Here is a 17,615-nt window from a genome sequence, read left to right on the forward strand (position 1 = left end):
AACGGGGCGTTTTTAAGAATAATTATCTTTTCAAATATTACGTTTCCGTTAAAATTATGATAAAATTAGAAATTAGGTGTAAAAGAATTCGGGTACAACCTGATTTTGAATATCAAGGAGGAAAAGGCAGGAATGTTTGCGAGAGATATCGGAATTGACCTAGGCACGGCTAACGTTTTAATTCATGTAAAGGGTAAAGGAATCGTTTTAAATGAACCGTCTGTTGTAGCAATTGATCGTAATACTGGAAAAGTATTAGCAGTCGGTGAAGAAGCAAGAAGTATGGTAGGACGTACACCTGGTAATATTGTAGCGATTCGTCCGCTTAAAGATGGTGTAATTGCAGATTTTGAAATTACAGAAGCAATGTTAAAGTATTTCATTAACAAATTGGACGTGAAGAGCTTCTTTTCAAAACCCCGCATTTTAATTTGTTGTCCAACAAATATCACATCTGTAGAACAAAAAGCAATTCGTGAAGCTGCTGAACGCTCAGGTGGTAAAACAGTATTCTTAGAAGAAGAACCAAAAGTAGCTGCTGTCGGTGCTGGTATGGAAATCTTCCAACCGAGCGGAAATATGGTTGTTGATATTGGCGGAGGTACAACGGATATTGCCGTACTTTCAATGGGTGATATTGTTACCTCCTCCTCTATCAAAATGGCTGGGGACAAGTTTGATATGGAGATCTTAAACTATATTAAACGTAAGTACAAGCTATTGATCGGGGAACGTACATCAGAAGATATTAAAGTTAAAATTGGTACAGTATTCCCAGGTGCACGTAGTGAAGAACTTGAAATTCGTGGACGTGACATGGTAACAGGCCTACCGCGTACAATTACAGTATGTTCAGAAGAAATTACAGAAGCATTAAAAGAAAATGCGGCTATTATTGTACAAGCTGCAAAAGGCGTATTAGAGCGTACACCGCCAGAACTATCTGCGGACATCATTGACCGCGGCGTTATTTTAACAGGTGGCGGCGCATTACTACACGGTATGGACATGCTTCTAGCTGAAGAGTTAAGAGTACCAGTACTAATCGCTGAAAACCCAATGCACTGTGTTGCGGTGGGTACAGGCATTATGTTAGAAAATATTGATAAATTGCCGAAACGTTTGTTGAAATAAAATTAAATAATACCTATGCAAAACGTGAGTATTTAGTCCGAATTTGTATAGGTATTTTTTATTGCTTTATAATGTTTATATAAGTGAATTTATTGAATGTGCACAATAATATCTTTAAGTAAAGATTTTAGGATGTTTAAAAAAGTATTTAACTCATTTATATTTCATAGTATCCTTAGATATGTATAAATCTTACTTTTTATAAATATTTTTTAAAATATTTACTTTTAGGGTGTAAATAATGGAGATTATTCAAGTGTTGCTAACATCATAAGTGGGCGGAGATTAGTTTAGTATGAAAAAAATTTTAATGGTAACGCAAAACTTTTATCCAGAAATAGGTAGCGCTGCTAACAGGATGAAAAATGTATACTTAGAATTAAAGGAAAGAGGTTATGACGTTACGGTATTAACTTCTGATCCTAGTTATCCGAATCGTAATTTATATAAAGATTCGAGTTATTGGTATGATGAGGATATAGAAAAAGATACGGTACGTATTCATCCGAAAACAAGGAAATATACAAGGAACCTTTTTCGAAGGTTGATGCTGTATATAGAAGTTGCCTTTAGATTGATTTTGGCAATATGCAAAGATAAAGAGAAATATGATTATGTGTTTGTTTCCACACCATCAATTTTTATTGCTGTAGCGGGTATGTTTGCGAAAAGAAAAATGAAAGCGAAACTAATTTTAGATGTACGAGATTTGTGGCCTGAGTCCTTGATAGGCATAGGTTTTTTTAATAAAAAATGGATATTAAAATTCGCTTATAAATTAGAGTATAAAATGTATCATGCAGCGGATGAAATTATTATTAATAGTAGAGGTTTTTTCTCTTATATTACTTCTAAAGGTATTTCCCCGAATCGTATTTCGTTTATGCCTAATTCTTTAACAGAAGAAGAACTAGCTATTGTTCCAAAGAAGAACAGTAGTGATCAGTTAACTATTATTTATACGGGGAATATAGGATTAGCGCAAGATATTAAAAAATTAATTTCAATTGCAGAGTATTTAAAAGAGTATAAGAATATTTCATTTAAAATTATTGGGTATGGTTATCAAAGAAAGGATGTTGGAGAGAGCATTGAAGCAAAGCATCTTTCAAATATCCAATTGATAAAACCTCAAAATCGTAAAGATACACTTGCTGAAATTGCCGCTGCAGATATAGCTTATGTGAGCTTAGTGGAAAAAGAAGTATTTAAAAAAGTTCTCCCAGGAAAAGTTATGGATTACATGAGCATGAGAAAACCAATTGTTGCGGATGTTGATGGTTATGCAAAAGAGGTTATTGAAGAAGCACAGTGTGGCTTTGTTACTGAAAATAGAACAGTTGCTGAACTAGGGAATTACATTATCAAATTGGCACAGGATAAACAGTTGCAGAATCGACTAGGGGAGAATGGCTATCAATACGCATTCCGAACATTACGTTGGAAAACAAATATTGAAACTTTAGTACAAATACTGGAGGAAAGAGATGTCACAGAAGAAAGTTTGCATGTTTGTGTGGAATCACTTCACAAATGATGCACGTGTATTAAGAGAATGTACAGCATTAGCAGAATCTGGATATGAGGTAGATTTAATCTGTATCCATGATTGGAAACAAGTAGATCTTCCTATGTGGGAACAACGCCAAGAAGGCTTTACTGTAACTCGTGTGAAGAATAGAGTTCCATTATTACAGAAAGTATTTGGATTGGCCAAACGTGTCAAAAGAGTAGCGTTGAAAAATATCGCTACAATTGCGACATTTGGCCTCTTCGTTATGTTAGGGATTTGGAAGTTTCCTATAATAACAGTTAGTTTACTATTGTTAGCTCTTTTACTTTCACAGAGGAAGGTTGCTACTTTATTTGTGAGGGGAGCAATTTTGTTTAGAATGATTCGAGCGGGTTTGAAAAAAAAGTATGATATCTATCACTCGAATGACTTAAATACATTACCACAAGGATTTATATGTGCAAAAATATTGAGAAGAAAAAAGTTAATTTATGATTCACATGAGGTACAGACAAGTCGTACAGGATATAATAGTAGTATTTATGGGATCATGGAGAAGTTTTTCATTAAATTTTGTGATGTCATGATTATGGAAAATCATACAAGAGCAAAGTACACAGAGGATCTATATGGATTTTACCCAAAGGTAATTCATAATTATCCATTTGTTTCGCGTCCTGAATTGAGTAAGTCAATAGATTTACATGGGATGTTAAACATTTCACGAGATGAACCGATTCTTTTATATCAAGGCGGGATTCAAACTGGACGTGGTCTGGATAAATTAGTACAGGCAGTTCCTCTATTTAAACGAGGTGTTGTAGCATTTATTGGAGATGGGCGTATTAAACCGGAGTTACAACAAATGGTACAAGATATGGAATTAGAAGATCGAGTGAAATTTTTACCGAAAGTACCAGTGCAGGACTTAGCGCATTATACAAAAAATGCTTATTTAGGATTTCAAGTATTAAATAATGTTTGCTTTAATCATTATTCAGCTTCTTCAAATAAATTATTTGAATATATGATGAGTGGTGTGCCTGTGGTTGCATGTCAATTCCCTGAAATTCAAGGTGTAGTTGAAAAAGAAAATATAGGGGTTTGCGTGGATTCTCATGATCCTGCTTCAATTGCTGACGGTGTAAATTATTTATTAGATCATCCTGAGGAAAGAGAAAGAATGAAAGAGAATTGTTTTTCATCTCGTGGAAAATATAATTGGAACGTGGAAAAGAAGGCGTTCGTTGATATTTATAAAGAAGTAGCATCTTAAGTAGTTATTCTTGATATTGAAAAACAGTATGTAAGTTAAGAAAAAGAAATAATACTTAAAAAGGTGGTATATATGGCAGAGCTAAATAAAATGAATTTAGAGAATAAAAGATTAAAGATGCAGGTTGCCAATATGGAAAGAGAACTAGTAATAATAAAACAAGAATTATATGAGCAACTAAATTTGCGTGAAAAGGAATTAAAGGAACTTTTTACTGAGAAAAAAAAGTATGAACAGTTACAACATAAGTATCATTCTCTTCATAGTTCTTTTTTAGGACGTTGTACAATTAAATATTGGCGTATTCGAAAAAAAATAAGAACTACTCTACGGAATAAGTAAAGGAGAATCAAGTGAAATATGAATAATCAGTTACTATCAAGACTACAAGAAGTAAAACAAAAACGTCAATGGCTTAATAAACGCCCAAATAAGTGGATGCAATTACTAGGGATAGAAGAGATTGCAGTTAGCAGGTGGTTTAAGCAATCTGATGCTCCTATTATATTTGATGAAAAAACCAATACGTTTACATCTAGTCTTTTGGAGAAAGATTATGCGTATTTATCTTATTTTGAAACGAATACAAACTTTACTATGCCTCCCAAAAATAATCAGATACGAGTGCAAGCTGGTAAAGAGTATAAAATTGAGATTAAAGGTAAAAAAGAGGGGCAAGTAGATGTGCAGTTACATGTTATTTTGTATGGAAATAATGTGAAGAAAGCTGATCAAAGTATTTCATGGAATGCAAATGCATCTATTTTGATTCCTCAAGAGGTAGATGGCATTCGCTTTGCCTTGAGAATTAGTGGAGAAGGAAGTTTCTGTATTGATACTATTAGTATAGAAGATGTATTATTATGGGATTCAATAGAGGGGAATAGTAAAAATAAATTCAATTTAATTAAAGGAAAAAACTGGTACATTCCGAACCGATCTGAAATTGTATATAGAAGAAATTCAGAGGACTTTTATGTAGATTTAGAAGAAAAGCAGCACTTATATCTAACGTATAATGAGGGGAATACAGATTTTGCGGAAACTCCGAAAAATCCGATTTTAATACAAAAACAAAAGCTTGCTGTTGCATTTGAGGGCAGTGCAGATAGTGAGATAGAAGTGAAACTGTTTTTAATATTTTATCAAGATGATAAGAGAGTAAGAGTTGAACAAATTAAACTTAATGATAAAAGAATTGTTGATATCACAGAGGATGTTAGTGCAATGCGTCTAGCAATTCGAGTTTCTGGAAAGGGAGCATTTTCAATCGAAAATATAGCCATTTCGGGAAGTGGTTATTGGGCAAATAAAGATATTGTATTTGATACCGGATTAAGTTCGGAATATAGAGATTATTTTAAGCTTCACAAAGACGCATTATTTAATTGGAATAAAGATAATAAAATTTTATATCATGATGCACAAGAGAGTTTTGAATCAAGACTAATTGGAAATCAAATTATGTATGTGTCATGTTTTGAAGATATTGATATTCATATGGCACCGGAAAAAAGTTTATTTCATCCAAAGGATAAGTATTATTATGAATTTTATGCTGGAGCAGAAATATTTGGGGATGTAGAAATCACATTATTTGTTTTAGAGTATAAATACGGTAAAAAACAAAAAGTATATCAGGTTCCATTTAATAGAAAAACAATTCTTCAGTTTAGTAAAAACACCACAGATATAAAATGTTTTTTAAGAGTTAGCAACAGTGGTTACTTCCGTAATTTATATATAGGGATTAACGAGGAGCCAATCAAAATTACTAATAGTTTAGAAATAGATTTAAATTATATAAATTGGTTCCAAACGGGAAAACAGTTGAAACTATTTAATGAAGGTACAGCTTTTGTTGGAGAATCACAAATAACTGGTGATAATAAGGTCTATCTTTCATATAAAGAGAAGAATAATAAGTTTACAGATCTTCCAAATATTTCGTTGATGCCAATGCACCAAAAGCATGTCTATGAGTTTTATGTAGATGCGGATGTTGAAGAGGGACTAGAAGTGTTGCCTATGTTTGTGGGGTACTCTAATGATAAAAAAATACAAGTATTACAATTAAAATTGAATACGCCAACTGTTATTCGTCCGCACCCAGATGTTAAGGAATTTAGAATTGCGTTTCGTGTCTCAGGGTTAGGTAAATTTAAAATTCATAGATATACTGTGAAGGAAATGGAAGTTGTAAATGTTAATTCAGAGATAAATTGGATTAATAGTCAAGAAACAAGTATTTTGGAAATGGTACCAGAAAAAGGGTTAAAAGACTTGAAAATGGCAGTTATTTTTGATGAATTTACAACGGCATCATATAAAGAAGAGTGTGAACTAATTACGTTTACACCAGAAAATTGGTTAGAAGTATTGAGTCACAATAAACCAGATCTTTTAATGGTGGAGTCAGCATGGCATGGGAATGGCGGCACTTGGAATAAACGTGTCGGTTATTATGGTGAGGAGAATATGCAACCACTATTTAATTTATTAAAGTGGTGTAATAAAAATAATATTCCTACGGTATTTTGGAATAAAGAAGATCCTGTACATTTTGATCGTTTCATTGAGACTGCAAAAAGATTTGATTATATTTTTACGACGGATAAAAACATGATTCCGTTTTATGAGGAGAGAGCTGGACATAGTCGAGTATATGCTCTTCCATTTGCTGCACAACCAGTAATTCATAATCCAATTAAAATCGTCGAGAAACGTGAAAATAAGGCATGTTTTGCAGGATCGTATTATCGTCATCATGAAGAACGTTCTATTGATATGGATCGTGTATTAGATAATGCAGCAAAATATGGCTTAGACATTTTTGACCGTAATTACGAGAAAAATAAAAAAGGTTTGATGCCAAATCATCGTTTCCCAGAAAGATTTGATCATTATATTAAAGGAAGTTTAAAATATTATGAGATTGATAAAGCGTACAAAGGGTACAAAGTAATGATTAACGTTAACACTGTAAAACAATCACCAACGATGTTTTCACGTCGTGTGTTTGAAGGTTTAGCGTGTGGAACACCAGTTGTAAGCACATATGCTCAAGGGGTTGAAAATATTTTTGGAGATTTAGTATATATTTCTGAAGATGAAAGTGAAATTAATCAAGCCTTCGATTCTTTATTAAATGATGAGAGAGCATATCGAAAAAAATCATTATTGGGAATACGGGAAGTATTGAGTAAACATACGTATACGCATAGATTGAAGTATATTATAGAAAAAATTGGTATGCGTGTTACACAAGAACTTCCGAAGGTAACGGTTCTTGCCTTTGCGCGTTCTAAAGAAGAGTTTTCTCATGCTTTAGAGCAATTTGAACGACAAGAGTATACAAATAAAGAATTACGTGTCCTTGTTGATACATTTGAAGGATATTTAGAGTTGTTTGCTAAGTACAACACAGAAAATGTGAAGACATTTGTTCGAAGCTACATGCATAATTACCAAAATATTTTAGAGTGGATTGATGCGCCATATATTGCATACTTTTCAAAAAAAGATTATTACGGTCGCTATTACTTATTAGACTTGATGTTAAGTACAACATTTACTGATAGTGATTTTATTGGAAAGCACGCATATTTTGGTTTGAAAAATAGTAAAGCGATTGTTGAGCATAATAATTCCTCAGAATATGAATTTGTAGATTCTTTATCTCCATCACGTACAGTTGCAAAAGCAGATGTGTTTACGAAAGAAGCATTAACGGATGTTTTGGACAATTTAGAAGCGGAAGTAGATTTTAATTCGTATTTTAAATATGGGAAAAAAATGTATAGTAATGATAAGTACAACTATTTATCGGATGCTTATAGCTGTATAAATCATAGTAAATTGAAGAATATTGTAAAACAATTTGAATTATAAGGATAGATATCTATGAAAAAGAAAAATGTAGTTTTTGCTGGACATGACTTGAAATTTGCTAAGTTAATTATCGATTATCTAAAAGATTTGGGAAAATACGAGATTAAGATAGATCAATGGACGGGACATAATTCACATAATGAAGCATATAGCGAAGAGTGCTTACAATGGGCAGATATCATTATTTGTGAGTGGGGACTTGGGAATGCCGTATGGTACTCTGAACACAAGCTTCCTCATCAAAAGCTTGTAGTTCGTATGCATCTTCAAGAGGTAGATACTGTATATCCTAAACAGTTTATGATGGAAAACATTGATACAATTATTGCAATTTCACCATACGTGTATGAAGAGTTTTATCGAGTGTTTAAGTTACCACGTGAAAAGATGAAAATGATCTATAATGTTGTGCATACAGAACAGTTAGACAAGCAGAAAGAGGACGCATCTTATAACTTGGGAATTATGGGAATATGCCCGAAGAGAAAGCGATTAGATCTTGCAATTGATATTTTAGAGAAATTATGGGGACAAGATTCGCGTTATAAACTATTTATAAAAGGAAAAATGCCTCAGGACTACCCTTGGCTTTGGAAAAAAGAAGAGGAACGTGTCTACTATGAGGAGCAATTTCAACGCATTGAAACAGCTCCTTGGAAAGATGCTGTTATTTTTGAAGATTTTGGGCCAGTAGATGAATGGTTCCAAAAAATTGGCTTTATTTTATCAACCAGTGATTTTGAAAGTTTTCATTTAGCTCCAAGTGAAGGAATGGCCTCAGGTTCTTATCCCATTATTTTAAAGTGGGATGGTAGTGATACGATTTATCCTAAAACCTATTTGCAAGATAATATAGAGTCTTGTGTGGATCGTATTCTAGATATTAATAGTATGAAATCAAACAAAGTACTATTTCAGCAAGCTAAAGAGTATGTACAATCTCATTTTGATATAGAAAAAATAGGAGGAGAATGGGATGAATTACTCGAGAATCTATATAATGGATCAACGATAGGTGAATAATCAGTTTAGATTATTTGAAATCTTAGGTTCCTTCTTACTTAACATGCGAGAAAGCAGAAGTAATTCTAGATGTATTATCATGTAGTTATTCATATTTAATTCATGGACATACTTTTTTAGGATGTTTAGTGGGAGTATATTGCCAAACTAAGAATTTTAATTATTTTCCATAAATGATGATATCAATCAAAAAGATTAGAAGAGAATAACTCTATAGAATTACACTAAGTAATTGCAAAGAAAGAAAAAGATAGTAATATTAATATGAGTTGTAGGCAAGTGGATTGACTCTAAAATAGGTATTTTATATGTATAAGTATGGAAAATCAATCGAAAAACAACCATACTTACATTATGAAGTTAAGAAGTCTGGAATATATAATTTTTGTATATTTATTAGAGATAGTAAAGGCAATAGACTTGCTAAAACGGCTAACTCTGTGAAAATATAATAAACCTATCAGTATTTTAGTATTTAAGACAGGAGAGAGTGTAAAATGAAAATTTGTACAATGGGTCTAGGTTATATTGGATTACCAACATCAGCAATGTTTGCGAAATACGGAACAGAAGTAGTAGGTGTAGACATTCATCCGAAAGTAGTGGACAAGCTAAATAATGGTGAAATTCATATCGAGGAGCCAGGTCTTGGAGAAGTTGTAAAAGAAGTAGTTGCGAATGGAAAATTCCGTGCATCTTTAACACCAGAAGAAGCAGATGCATTTATCATCTCTGTTCCAACACCAAATCATGATGACGAACATAAATCTTGTGATTTAACATATGTTTTAACAGCTACAAAACAAGTATTACCATTTGTGAAAAAAGGTAATGTTATTATTGTAGAATCTACAATCGCACCACGTAGCATGGATGACTATGTAAAACCTTTAGTAGAAGAAGCTGGCTTTACAGTTGGAGAAGATATTTATCTTGTTCATTGCCCAGAGCGTGTTCTTCCAGGACAAATCTTACATGAATTAGTATATAACAACCGTATTGTTGGTGGCGTTACTCCTGCTTGTGCAGAAGCTGGTGCACGCGTATATGGTGTATTTGTACAAGGTGAAATCATTAAAACAAATGCAAAAACGGCGGAAATGTCTAAGCTTATGGAAAATACATTCCGAGATGTAAATATCGCGCTTGCAAACGAGTTAACAAAAGTTTGTAACTCATTAGATATTAATGTATTAGATGTAATTGAAATGGCTAATAAGCATCCACGTGTAAACTTACATTACCCAGGTCCGGGTGTAGGTGGACATTGCTTAGCAGTTGATCCATACTTTATCGTTGCGAAAGCACCTGAATTAGCAAATATTATTAAATTGTCTCGCGAAACAAACGTTTCTATGCCACATTATGTGACTGAAACAGTAAAAAAATTACTTGCAGGTGTGGAAAATCCAAAGGTAGCTGCATTTGGTGTGACATATAAAGGAAACGTAGATGATATGCGTGAGAGCCCAGCAATGGATGTAATTGACTTAATCCGTAACGAAGGAATTACAGTTTCAGCACATGACCCACACGTAGAATCTGATTTCTTTGAATTACATTCTGCAGAAGAAGCTGTTAAAGATGCGCATTTAATTCTTGTGTTAACAGATCATGATGAATTTAAAACAATGAATTATGGAGCATTAGCGCCACACATGGCGAAGGCTGTTGTTCTTGATACTCGTAATTGTGTACAAGCTGTATCAACTGATGAAATAAAAGTCGTTAACTTTGGAACTTTATATGAAGCGCTAGGGGAAAAAGTGAGTGTTCTATGAAATCTATAAAGACTATCATGAAAGAACACCTTGAAAGTTTTTATTTAATTCGTAGATTATCCCTTTATGAATTAAAGCAAGCATATGCAGGCAATTTATTAGGGATGTTATGGGTGTTTTTAAATCCACTTACACAAATTGGTGTATATTGGTTAGTGTTTGGATTAGGAATTCGAGGAGGAGCGCCAGTACATGGCGTTCCTTACTTTGTCTTTCTTGTTTGCGGATTGATACCATGGTTTTTTATTAGTGCATCAATTTCTCGAGGGTCTAATTCTATTTACAGTCGTTTAAATACGGTTTCCAAAATGAATTTTCCATTAAGTGTTATTCCAACTTATGTTGTAATTTCACAGCTATATACACATTGTATATTAGTTGTATTAATGTTGATTATCTCCTTAATTAGTCAAGGATGGCATATAATTAATATCTTTACTTTATTATATGGGATGTTTGCTGTTACAATATTTCTAATCGCATTAGGATTTATCACATCCACATTATCAACGATGTTGCGGGATATTCATTTATTGATTCAATCTATCACACGTATGTTGTTTTTTTTAACACCGATATTCTGGGAACCAAAGGAGAATATGCCAGAAGCATTTCTGTTTATTGTTAAGCTAAATCCTTTTTATTATATAATAGAAATATACAGAGGCGCTGTGGCCTACGGGCAAAGTTCGATTATTTTCTCAGGTTATACGCTGTATTTCTGGGGAATGGTAATTGTACTCTTTGTTATTGGTTCTATACTTCATGTTAAATTTCGTAAGCAGTTTGTTGACTACTTATAAAAGGTGAATGATTCAATGAATTATACAGTAAAGTTTCAAAACGTTACTAAAAAATATAAAATGTACAACAAGCCATCTGATAAGCTGAAAGATTTATTTCGTAAGCAGGAAGATGGGGAATTTCATTATGCTTTAAACAAGATTTCTTTTGAAGTGCCTAAGGGAGAAATTGTTGGAATTGTTGGCTTGAATGGTTCGGGGAAAAGCACCTTATCGAATTTAATTGCCGGTGTTACAATGCCTAATAAAGGGGAAATTGATATAAAAGGATCAGCTGCATTGATTGCAATTTCCTCAGGACTAAATGGCCAATTAAATGGGATTGAAAATATTAAATTAAAAGGTTTAATGATGGGGCTAACGGAAGAAAAAATTAAGGAGATTATCCCGAAAGTTATTGAATTTGCCGATATAGGTAAATTTATGAATCAACCTGTTAAAACCTATTCTAGTGGTATGAAAGCCCGGTTAGGTTTTGCGATTTCTGTAAATATTGATCCGGATGTCTTAGTAATTGATGAAGCTCTATCTGTTGGTGATCAAACGTTTACGAATAAATGTTTAAAAAAAATGAATGAATTTAAGGAAAATGGGAAAACAATCTTTTTTATTAGTCATTCATTAGATCAGGTTAAAAGTTTCTGCACAAAAGCAATTTGGTTGTATTATGGACAAGTGAGAGAGTATGGAGATGTGAATGAAGTAGTTACAAACTATCATACTTTCTTAAATCAGTATAATAAAATGACACCAACAGAGAGAAAGCAACTACAAGCAGAGCAATCAGAGGTATTTCAACATGGTTTATTGCAAGAATACCCAACCAGTTTGGAAAGAAAAAATCGCAATTTTAAATTACATCGCAGTAAATCTAAAAAGAAGACTGGTGTAATGATTGGGGGAGCTATAGCCCTAATAGTTTGTGGAATTTTAGCTGGTTCTTATTATAAAGGGTGGATTCCTTCGCAAAGCGGAAATAAAAATGTAGAAAAAACGGTCCAAAGTAAAAATGCTAATGAGGATAGTCCAGTTAAGCCGACTACTAAAAATGAGAAATATATAGTAAACAGCAATGAAATTAGTATTCGTAAAGAAGCGAGCACAAGTAGTGAACGTTTGGCTGTAGCAAACTTTGGAGATCTCTTTACTGTATCTGATCGCAAAAAGGATACGGAAGCAAATACAGAATGGGTACAAGTTAACTTGCTAAGTGGTGAAACTGGATGGATGAGTGCACAATATGTTGTACCTTTTACATCTAAAAATAGCACGATTGAGGATTCGAAATTAGACGATTTACTTTCGCTATTAAAACGTGTGTATGGGGCACAATTGGAGAATGCACCTTCTTATTTAGGCAAGACGGAAAATGAGCTACAGACAACATATCCGAATGCATTAAATCCATTACAAACGGTAGCAGGAAAAAAAGTTGTCAAAGATGGGAATATTCAATTTGGTATTTCTCAAGATCATGTAATAGAGGTTACGTTCCAAGATATTTCGATGTCTATTGCGAAGCTTAATGAATTATTAGGAAAAGAAAGTATAATCAGCAATGAAGAAAATAACTACTTCTATGAAACGAATAGTTATTATATTGCGGCACGTTCAGATAAAACACATAGCGAGATTCAATCTATCTCGATTGTGGAGAAGTGATTGTGTTTCTTTTTTAGAGATTTATCTTTTTGAGTAAAGATAAATCTTTTTTTTATGGAATGCGTGAGAAAACATATTATGATTAAGTATTACTATGTGTATTACATTGTTCCGCTATCTTGTTGGCGACGGCATGAGCAAGCTTCTTTACCATTCTTGGCACAAATGGTTTCATTGCGTTATTAAAAACGAAAGCGCCCTTTCCGGTTGCTTTCATTTCTAGCTCGCTTGTTATCCGTGTTATGGATGGTGAGATTGCTTCAGCGTGGAAAAATCCATTTCCGATTAATTTTTTTGTTGGTGAGGCAATGGTAAAGCTAATTTTATCAGGTGCTTGCCATTCAGTAATTTCGACATGTAAGTTAATATAACGCTTTATTACACCTAAATCGCCTTGTAAACGCCAAGTTGAGTGACGATCATCAATAATTTTATGTGTGACGTAACCGTTAACGAGCGGAGCCCAGTTATTCATATTACTAACAAAGTCCCAAGTATATTCGAGTGGTACGTCTAATTCTACTATGTTTGATCCTTTTGCCATTAGTTATTTCCTTTCTTATTATTAAGATTTCTTTTGTCATTCGCGAGTATTAAAAGTGCGGTTTCCTTATTATTCAAATTCTATCATTTAATGTATGATCTTAATAGTGGAATTTGTATGAGGGTATAAAAAAGTGTAGTATAAACTTATGATTTTAAAGTAATCTCAATTTCTAAATATACATTTAAGATAATGTGAGGTAAAAAGAGATATCGGAAGAAAACTTTGGAAATTACAAGGAAAACCATAAAATATTCAGTTTTTCTTTCTCATTTCTGTCCTTTATAATAATTTGTGAATACGACACTTAAGGTACGTATTGCTTTAAGCATACTGCCTTTCCCTAACTTGATATACACTCTTTTTCCAACCTCCGTGTCATTTGCTATTATTTTGTTATACCGATAATTAGTAAAGGAAAAAGGGTGTATCTTTTTTATGGTTTTCAAGACGTTTTCTGTAGAAAGCGTCTTTTTTGTTTTTTCGTGACAAAAACGGGAGAGAATGGGATAATAAGAACAGTGCTTTGGTGGTATGACCAATTTAGTGTGTAAGGAGAGAATAGTATGTTAGATATACAGCAAATTAAAGAAATTATCCCGCATCGCTATCCATTTCTACTCGTTGATCAAATTCTAGAAGTAGAAGAAGGAAAGCGTGCAGTTGGAATTAAAAATGTAACAGCAAATGAAGAATACTTTAATGGACATTTTCCTGACTATCCTGTAATGCCGGGTGTCTTAATTGTAGAAGCATTAGCGCAAGTTGGTGCGGTTGCTGTGCTTAAGAAAGAAGAGAATCGCGGACGCCTTGCATTCTTTGCTGGTATTGATAACTGTCGCTTCAAACGTCAAGTGCGCCCAGGTGATCAGCTTCGTTTAGAAGTTGAAATGACACGTGTACGCGGGCCGATTGGAAAAGGAAAAGCAGTTGCTACTGTAAATGGTGAGATTGCCTGTGAAGCTGAAATTACATTTGCGCTTGGTGATAAGAAAGAGTAAATCTGATATCAAGAAAATATTGATTTATAGGTGAATGAAGATGTACTTCATTCACCTTTTTATTGCTTCGTACCCCAATGATATCCAGGTAAAACTGGAAAAAAGTCAAATATATCGTATAATAGTTTTGGGACAAGAAAAAATTAAGAAATACATAGAAAAATCCTTTTATATTGAAATAATCTATTACAGGTAGAAAGAAGGTTAAGAGAATGAAGAAAATACTCCTTTGGATTTTAGGAATTGTAGGTATATGTATTATTGGCGGGGGAATTTATGCTTATAACATTTATTCTAATGTTTCAAATACGTTAGACAAAGTGCATCAGCCATTAGATCGTGACCATTCTAAAAAACGCACTGAAGAAGTAAAAGTAGCAGATGCAAAACCAGTTTCCATTTTATTATTGGGTGCAGATGAGCGCGCTGGTGACCAAGGACGTTCAGATTCGTTAATGGCTATTACTTTAAACCCAAAAGACAAATCAATGAAATTGTTAAGTATTCCTCGTGATACATATACAGAGATTGTTGGCAAAGGGAAGAAAGATAAAATTAATCATGCGTATGCATTTGGCGGTATTAACATGGCTGTCGATACAGTAGAGAACTTCTTAGATATGCCAATCGATTATTACATTGAAGTGAATATGGAAGGCTTTAAGGATATTGTTGATGCGGTTGGCGGTGTAGATGTGAATAATGATTTAGAATTCACGCAAGACGGTACGCATTTTGCAAAAGGAAATATCCATTTAACAGGTGATGACGCACTAAAGTATACGCGTATGAGAAAGCAAGATCCAAGGGGAGATTTTGGTCGTCAAATGCGTCAACGTCAAGTACTGCAAGCGGTTATTGCTAAAGGAGCAAATGTTTCTTCTCTTGCGAACTATGGTGATGTGTTAAAGGCTATTGAAAAGAACGTAAAAACAAACTTAACGCAAGATCAAATGTTTGATATGCAAAAGAACTACAAAGATGCAATGCAAAACACAGAGGAAATCCAAATTAAAGGTGATGGACGTAAGGCGGAAGATGGTATTTGGTATTACTTTGTGCCTGAGCAAGAGCGTCAAGACCTATCAACAAAGTTAAAAGCACACCTTGAATTAAAATAAAAGGGAACTAAGTTTATAGCGAAAGAAGATGCCCTAAATGGTTTGATAGTAACCATTTAGGTAGCATCTTCTTTTTGGTTTATGCAAAATGTTGTATCTTGTTGGAAAGATAAAATAATTGGCATAAATATGTGAAGAGTTCAATAGAAAATCTAAAGGAATCTATAAATAAAAATTGAAGTAAGAAAGTGAGGTGGAAAACAGCCTTACAAATAGAATATCTATGTTGAGTATGTATCTTTTTGGTTTAGAGGACCTGTATATTTTAGAACTTATCATGTGTCTTTTCCATTCTAATAAGGGAAGGAGGGTATAGAAGTTCACAATAAATTCATCTCATTAACACAGCATTTTAATATAAAAATTTTAATATAGAGGTGTAAAATAAAATAGAGAAAAGAGATGATTGATGTGAAACTATTTGAAGTTTTGCATGGTTATGAGAATGGAAAGTTTAAAGATGGCGATATGTTTTTCTATCACAATAATCCAAATATGGCTGTGATATTTAATGCGGGGAGTCTAATTTGGGCTGATGATCGTGTAGCTGTTAGTTGTAAAGAAATTTTAAAAGATGTCTGGGTATATAAAGAAGCAGAGTAAACTTTTTGTGATATAGATTGTATAAGTGAAGGATGAAATATAGATTGAATTATGATATATGAATAATGTTTATTTATGGAGATAGATGAAGGGGGATTTCTTTCATCTATCTTTTTTATGATAAATAGTTAGAAGTATGCCATTATATTGTATAATTGTAAGTAAATATTATAAGTTAGGATGATTATTGTTGAAGAAAGTAAGAAAAGCTATAATTCCAGCTGCAGGTTTAGGTACACGATTTTTACCTGCAACAAAGGCAATGCCTAAGGAAATGTTACCGATTGTCGATAAGCCAACGATCCAATATATTGTTGAAGAGGCAATTGAATCTGGGATTGAAGATATTATTATCGTAACAGGAAAAGGAAAGCGTGCAATTGAAGACCACTTCGATCATTCTTTTGAATTAGAAGAAAATCTATTAGCAAAAGAGAAATTTGAACTTCTTGCAAAAGTACAAGAATCTTCAAAAATTAATATACACTATATTCGTCAAAAAGAACCAAAGGGTTTAGGCCATGCTGTTTGGTGTGCTCGTAAGTTCATTGGTAGTGAACCGTTTGCTGTTTTACTTGGAGATGATATTGTACAAGCGGACAAGCCTTGCTTGCGTCAACTAATGGATGAATATGATAAAACGAAAGCATCAGTAATTGGTGTACAAACGGTACCAGAAAACGAAACACATCGTTATGGCATCATTGATCCATTAGAACAACAGGATCGTCGTTATCAAGTAAGAACATTCGTGGAGAAACCAACGCAAGGAACAGCTCCATCGAATTTAGCAATTATGGGGCGTTACGTCTTAACTCCAGAAATCTTCGCATTACTAGAAGAACAACACGTTGGGGCCGGTGGCGAAATTCAACTAACTGATGCTATCCAGCGCTTAAATGAAACGCAGCGTGTATTTGCATATGACTTTGAAGGTAAACGCTACGATGTTGGAGAAAAGCTAGGGTTTATTCAAACAACAATTGAAATGGCGATGCAACATGAAGAGTTAAAACAAGATCTTCTGAATTATATGAAGATGCTTGTAGAAAATGAGCTTAGCGTTACCAAATAGAAGAAAAGTAAGAGAATCTGTCGATGGATAGGTTCTCTTTTTTTAGCAAATGTTTGATTAAAAAATTTATCAATTAAAGTCTGAAAATAATAAAATAAAATTACAAAAAAAATAAATAATGGAAATATTATCCGGAAAAAGGTATTATAAACATACAAGCCGCTTTATGATATATTCACTAATATCTA

14 protein-coding genes are annotated in these 17,615 nt (G+C 33.3%); 13 read left to right on the forward strand and 1 reads right to left on the reverse strand.

The features are described from left to right. The first annotated feature begins 132 nt into the window (after positions 1 to 132). The 9 genes from CN373_RS19130 to tagH all read left to right on the forward strand — a co-directional run bounded on the left by CN373_RS19130 (position 133) and on the right by tagH (position 13,083). The gene (locus tag CN373_RS19130; protein WP_000457988.1) at positions 133 to 1,134 is read left to right on the forward strand and encodes a rod shape-determining protein; all 1,002 of its coding nucleotides are present in this window, start codon (positions 133 to 135) and stop codon (positions 1,132 to 1,134) included. A 295-nt stretch (positions 1,135 to 1,429) separates the two neighbouring features. After that, entirely contained in the window at positions 1,430 to 2,671 is a 1,242-nt protein-coding gene (locus CN373_RS19135) for a glycosyltransferase family 4 protein (protein ID WP_098359919.1), read from the forward strand. Then, positions 2,622 to 3,923 carry a glycosyltransferase gene (locus CN373_RS19140; protein WP_098359920.1) on the forward strand — a complete coding sequence of 434 codons (1,302 nt, stop codon included), beginning with the start codon at positions 2,622 to 2,624 and terminating at the stop codon, positions 3,921 to 3,923. The genes CN373_RS19135 and CN373_RS19140 overlap by 50 nt, the downstream gene beginning before the upstream one ends. Positions 3,924 to 3,995: 72 nt before the next feature. Then, positions 3,996 to 4,265, forward strand: a complete 270-nt coding sequence (locus tag CN373_RS19145; RefSeq protein WP_098359921.1) for a hypothetical protein — start codon at positions 3,996 to 3,998, stop codon at positions 4,263 to 4,265. 18 nt (positions 4,266 to 4,283) lie between these two features. Beyond that, on the forward strand, positions 4,284 to 7,814 hold the full coding sequence (locus tag CN373_RS19150; protein WP_098359922.1) for a CgeB family protein: 3,531 nt from the start codon (positions 4,284 to 4,286) through the stop codon (positions 7,812 to 7,814). 12 nt (positions 7,815 to 7,826) lie between these two features. Beyond that, entirely contained in the window at positions 7,827 to 8,837 is a 1,011-nt protein-coding gene (locus CN373_RS19155; protein WP_098359923.1) for a glycosyltransferase, read from the forward strand. Between the two features lie 497 nt (positions 8,838 to 9,334). Continuing rightward, positions 9,335 to 10,618 (forward strand): nucleotide sugar dehydrogenase, encoded by a 1,284-nt coding sequence (locus tag CN373_RS19160; RefSeq protein WP_098359924.1) that lies wholly within the window; start codon positions 9,335 to 9,337, stop codon positions 10,616 to 10,618. Continuing rightward, a complete protein-coding gene (locus CN373_RS19165; RefSeq protein WP_098359925.1) occupies positions 10,615 to 11,421 on the forward strand; it encodes an ABC transporter permease in 807 nt (268 codons plus the stop codon). Before CN373_RS19160 ends, CN373_RS19165 begins: the two co-directional genes overlap by 4 nt. A 15-nt stretch (positions 11,422 to 11,436) precedes the next feature. Next, positions 11,437 to 13,083, forward strand: coding sequence for a teichoic acids export ABC transporter ATP-binding subunit TagH (gene tagH / locus CN373_RS19170; protein WP_098359926.1), 1,647 nt, complete (start codon positions 11,437 to 11,439; stop codon positions 13,081 to 13,083). 82 nt (positions 13,084 to 13,165) lie between these two features. Here the strand turns inward: tagH and CN373_RS19175 are convergent, their stop codons facing one another. Next, positions 13,166 to 13,627, reverse strand: a complete 462-nt coding sequence (locus CN373_RS19175; RefSeq protein WP_098359927.1) for an SRPBCC family protein — start codon at positions 13,625 to 13,627, stop codon at positions 13,166 to 13,168. 566 nt (positions 13,628 to 14,193) lie between these two features. On the opposite strand from CN373_RS19175, the gene fabZ reads away from it, so the two are divergent. The 4 genes from fabZ to galU all read left to right on the forward strand — a co-directional run bounded on the left by fabZ (position 14,194) and on the right by galU (position 17,427). Beyond that, entirely contained in the window at positions 14,194 to 14,628 is a 435-nt protein-coding gene (gene fabZ / locus CN373_RS19180) for a 3-hydroxyacyl-ACP dehydratase FabZ (RefSeq protein WP_000884322.1), read from the forward strand. Positions 14,629 to 14,813: 185 nt separating this feature from the next. Next, entirely contained in the window at positions 14,814 to 15,749 is a 936-nt protein-coding gene (locus CN373_RS19185) for a LytR family transcriptional regulator (protein ID WP_276307612.1), read from the forward strand. A gap of 402 nt (positions 15,750 to 16,151) precedes the next feature. Further along, complete coding sequence (locus tag CN373_RS19190) at positions 16,152 to 16,352, forward strand: hypothetical protein (protein ID WP_098359929.1); 201 nt, start codon at positions 16,152 to 16,154, stop codon at positions 16,350 to 16,352. Between the two features lie 190 nt (positions 16,353 to 16,542). Further along, positions 16,543 to 17,427, forward strand: coding sequence for a UTP--glucose-1-phosphate uridylyltransferase GalU (gene galU / locus CN373_RS19195; protein WP_098359930.1), 885 nt, complete (start codon positions 16,543 to 16,545; stop codon positions 17,425 to 17,427). The last annotated feature ends 188 nt before the right edge of the window (positions 17,428 to 17,615 follow it).

Source organism: Bacillus cereus, from assembly GCF_002561295.1.
Lineage (GTDB): Bacteria > Bacillota > Bacilli > Bacillales > Bacillaceae_G > Bacillus_A > Bacillus_A cereus_S.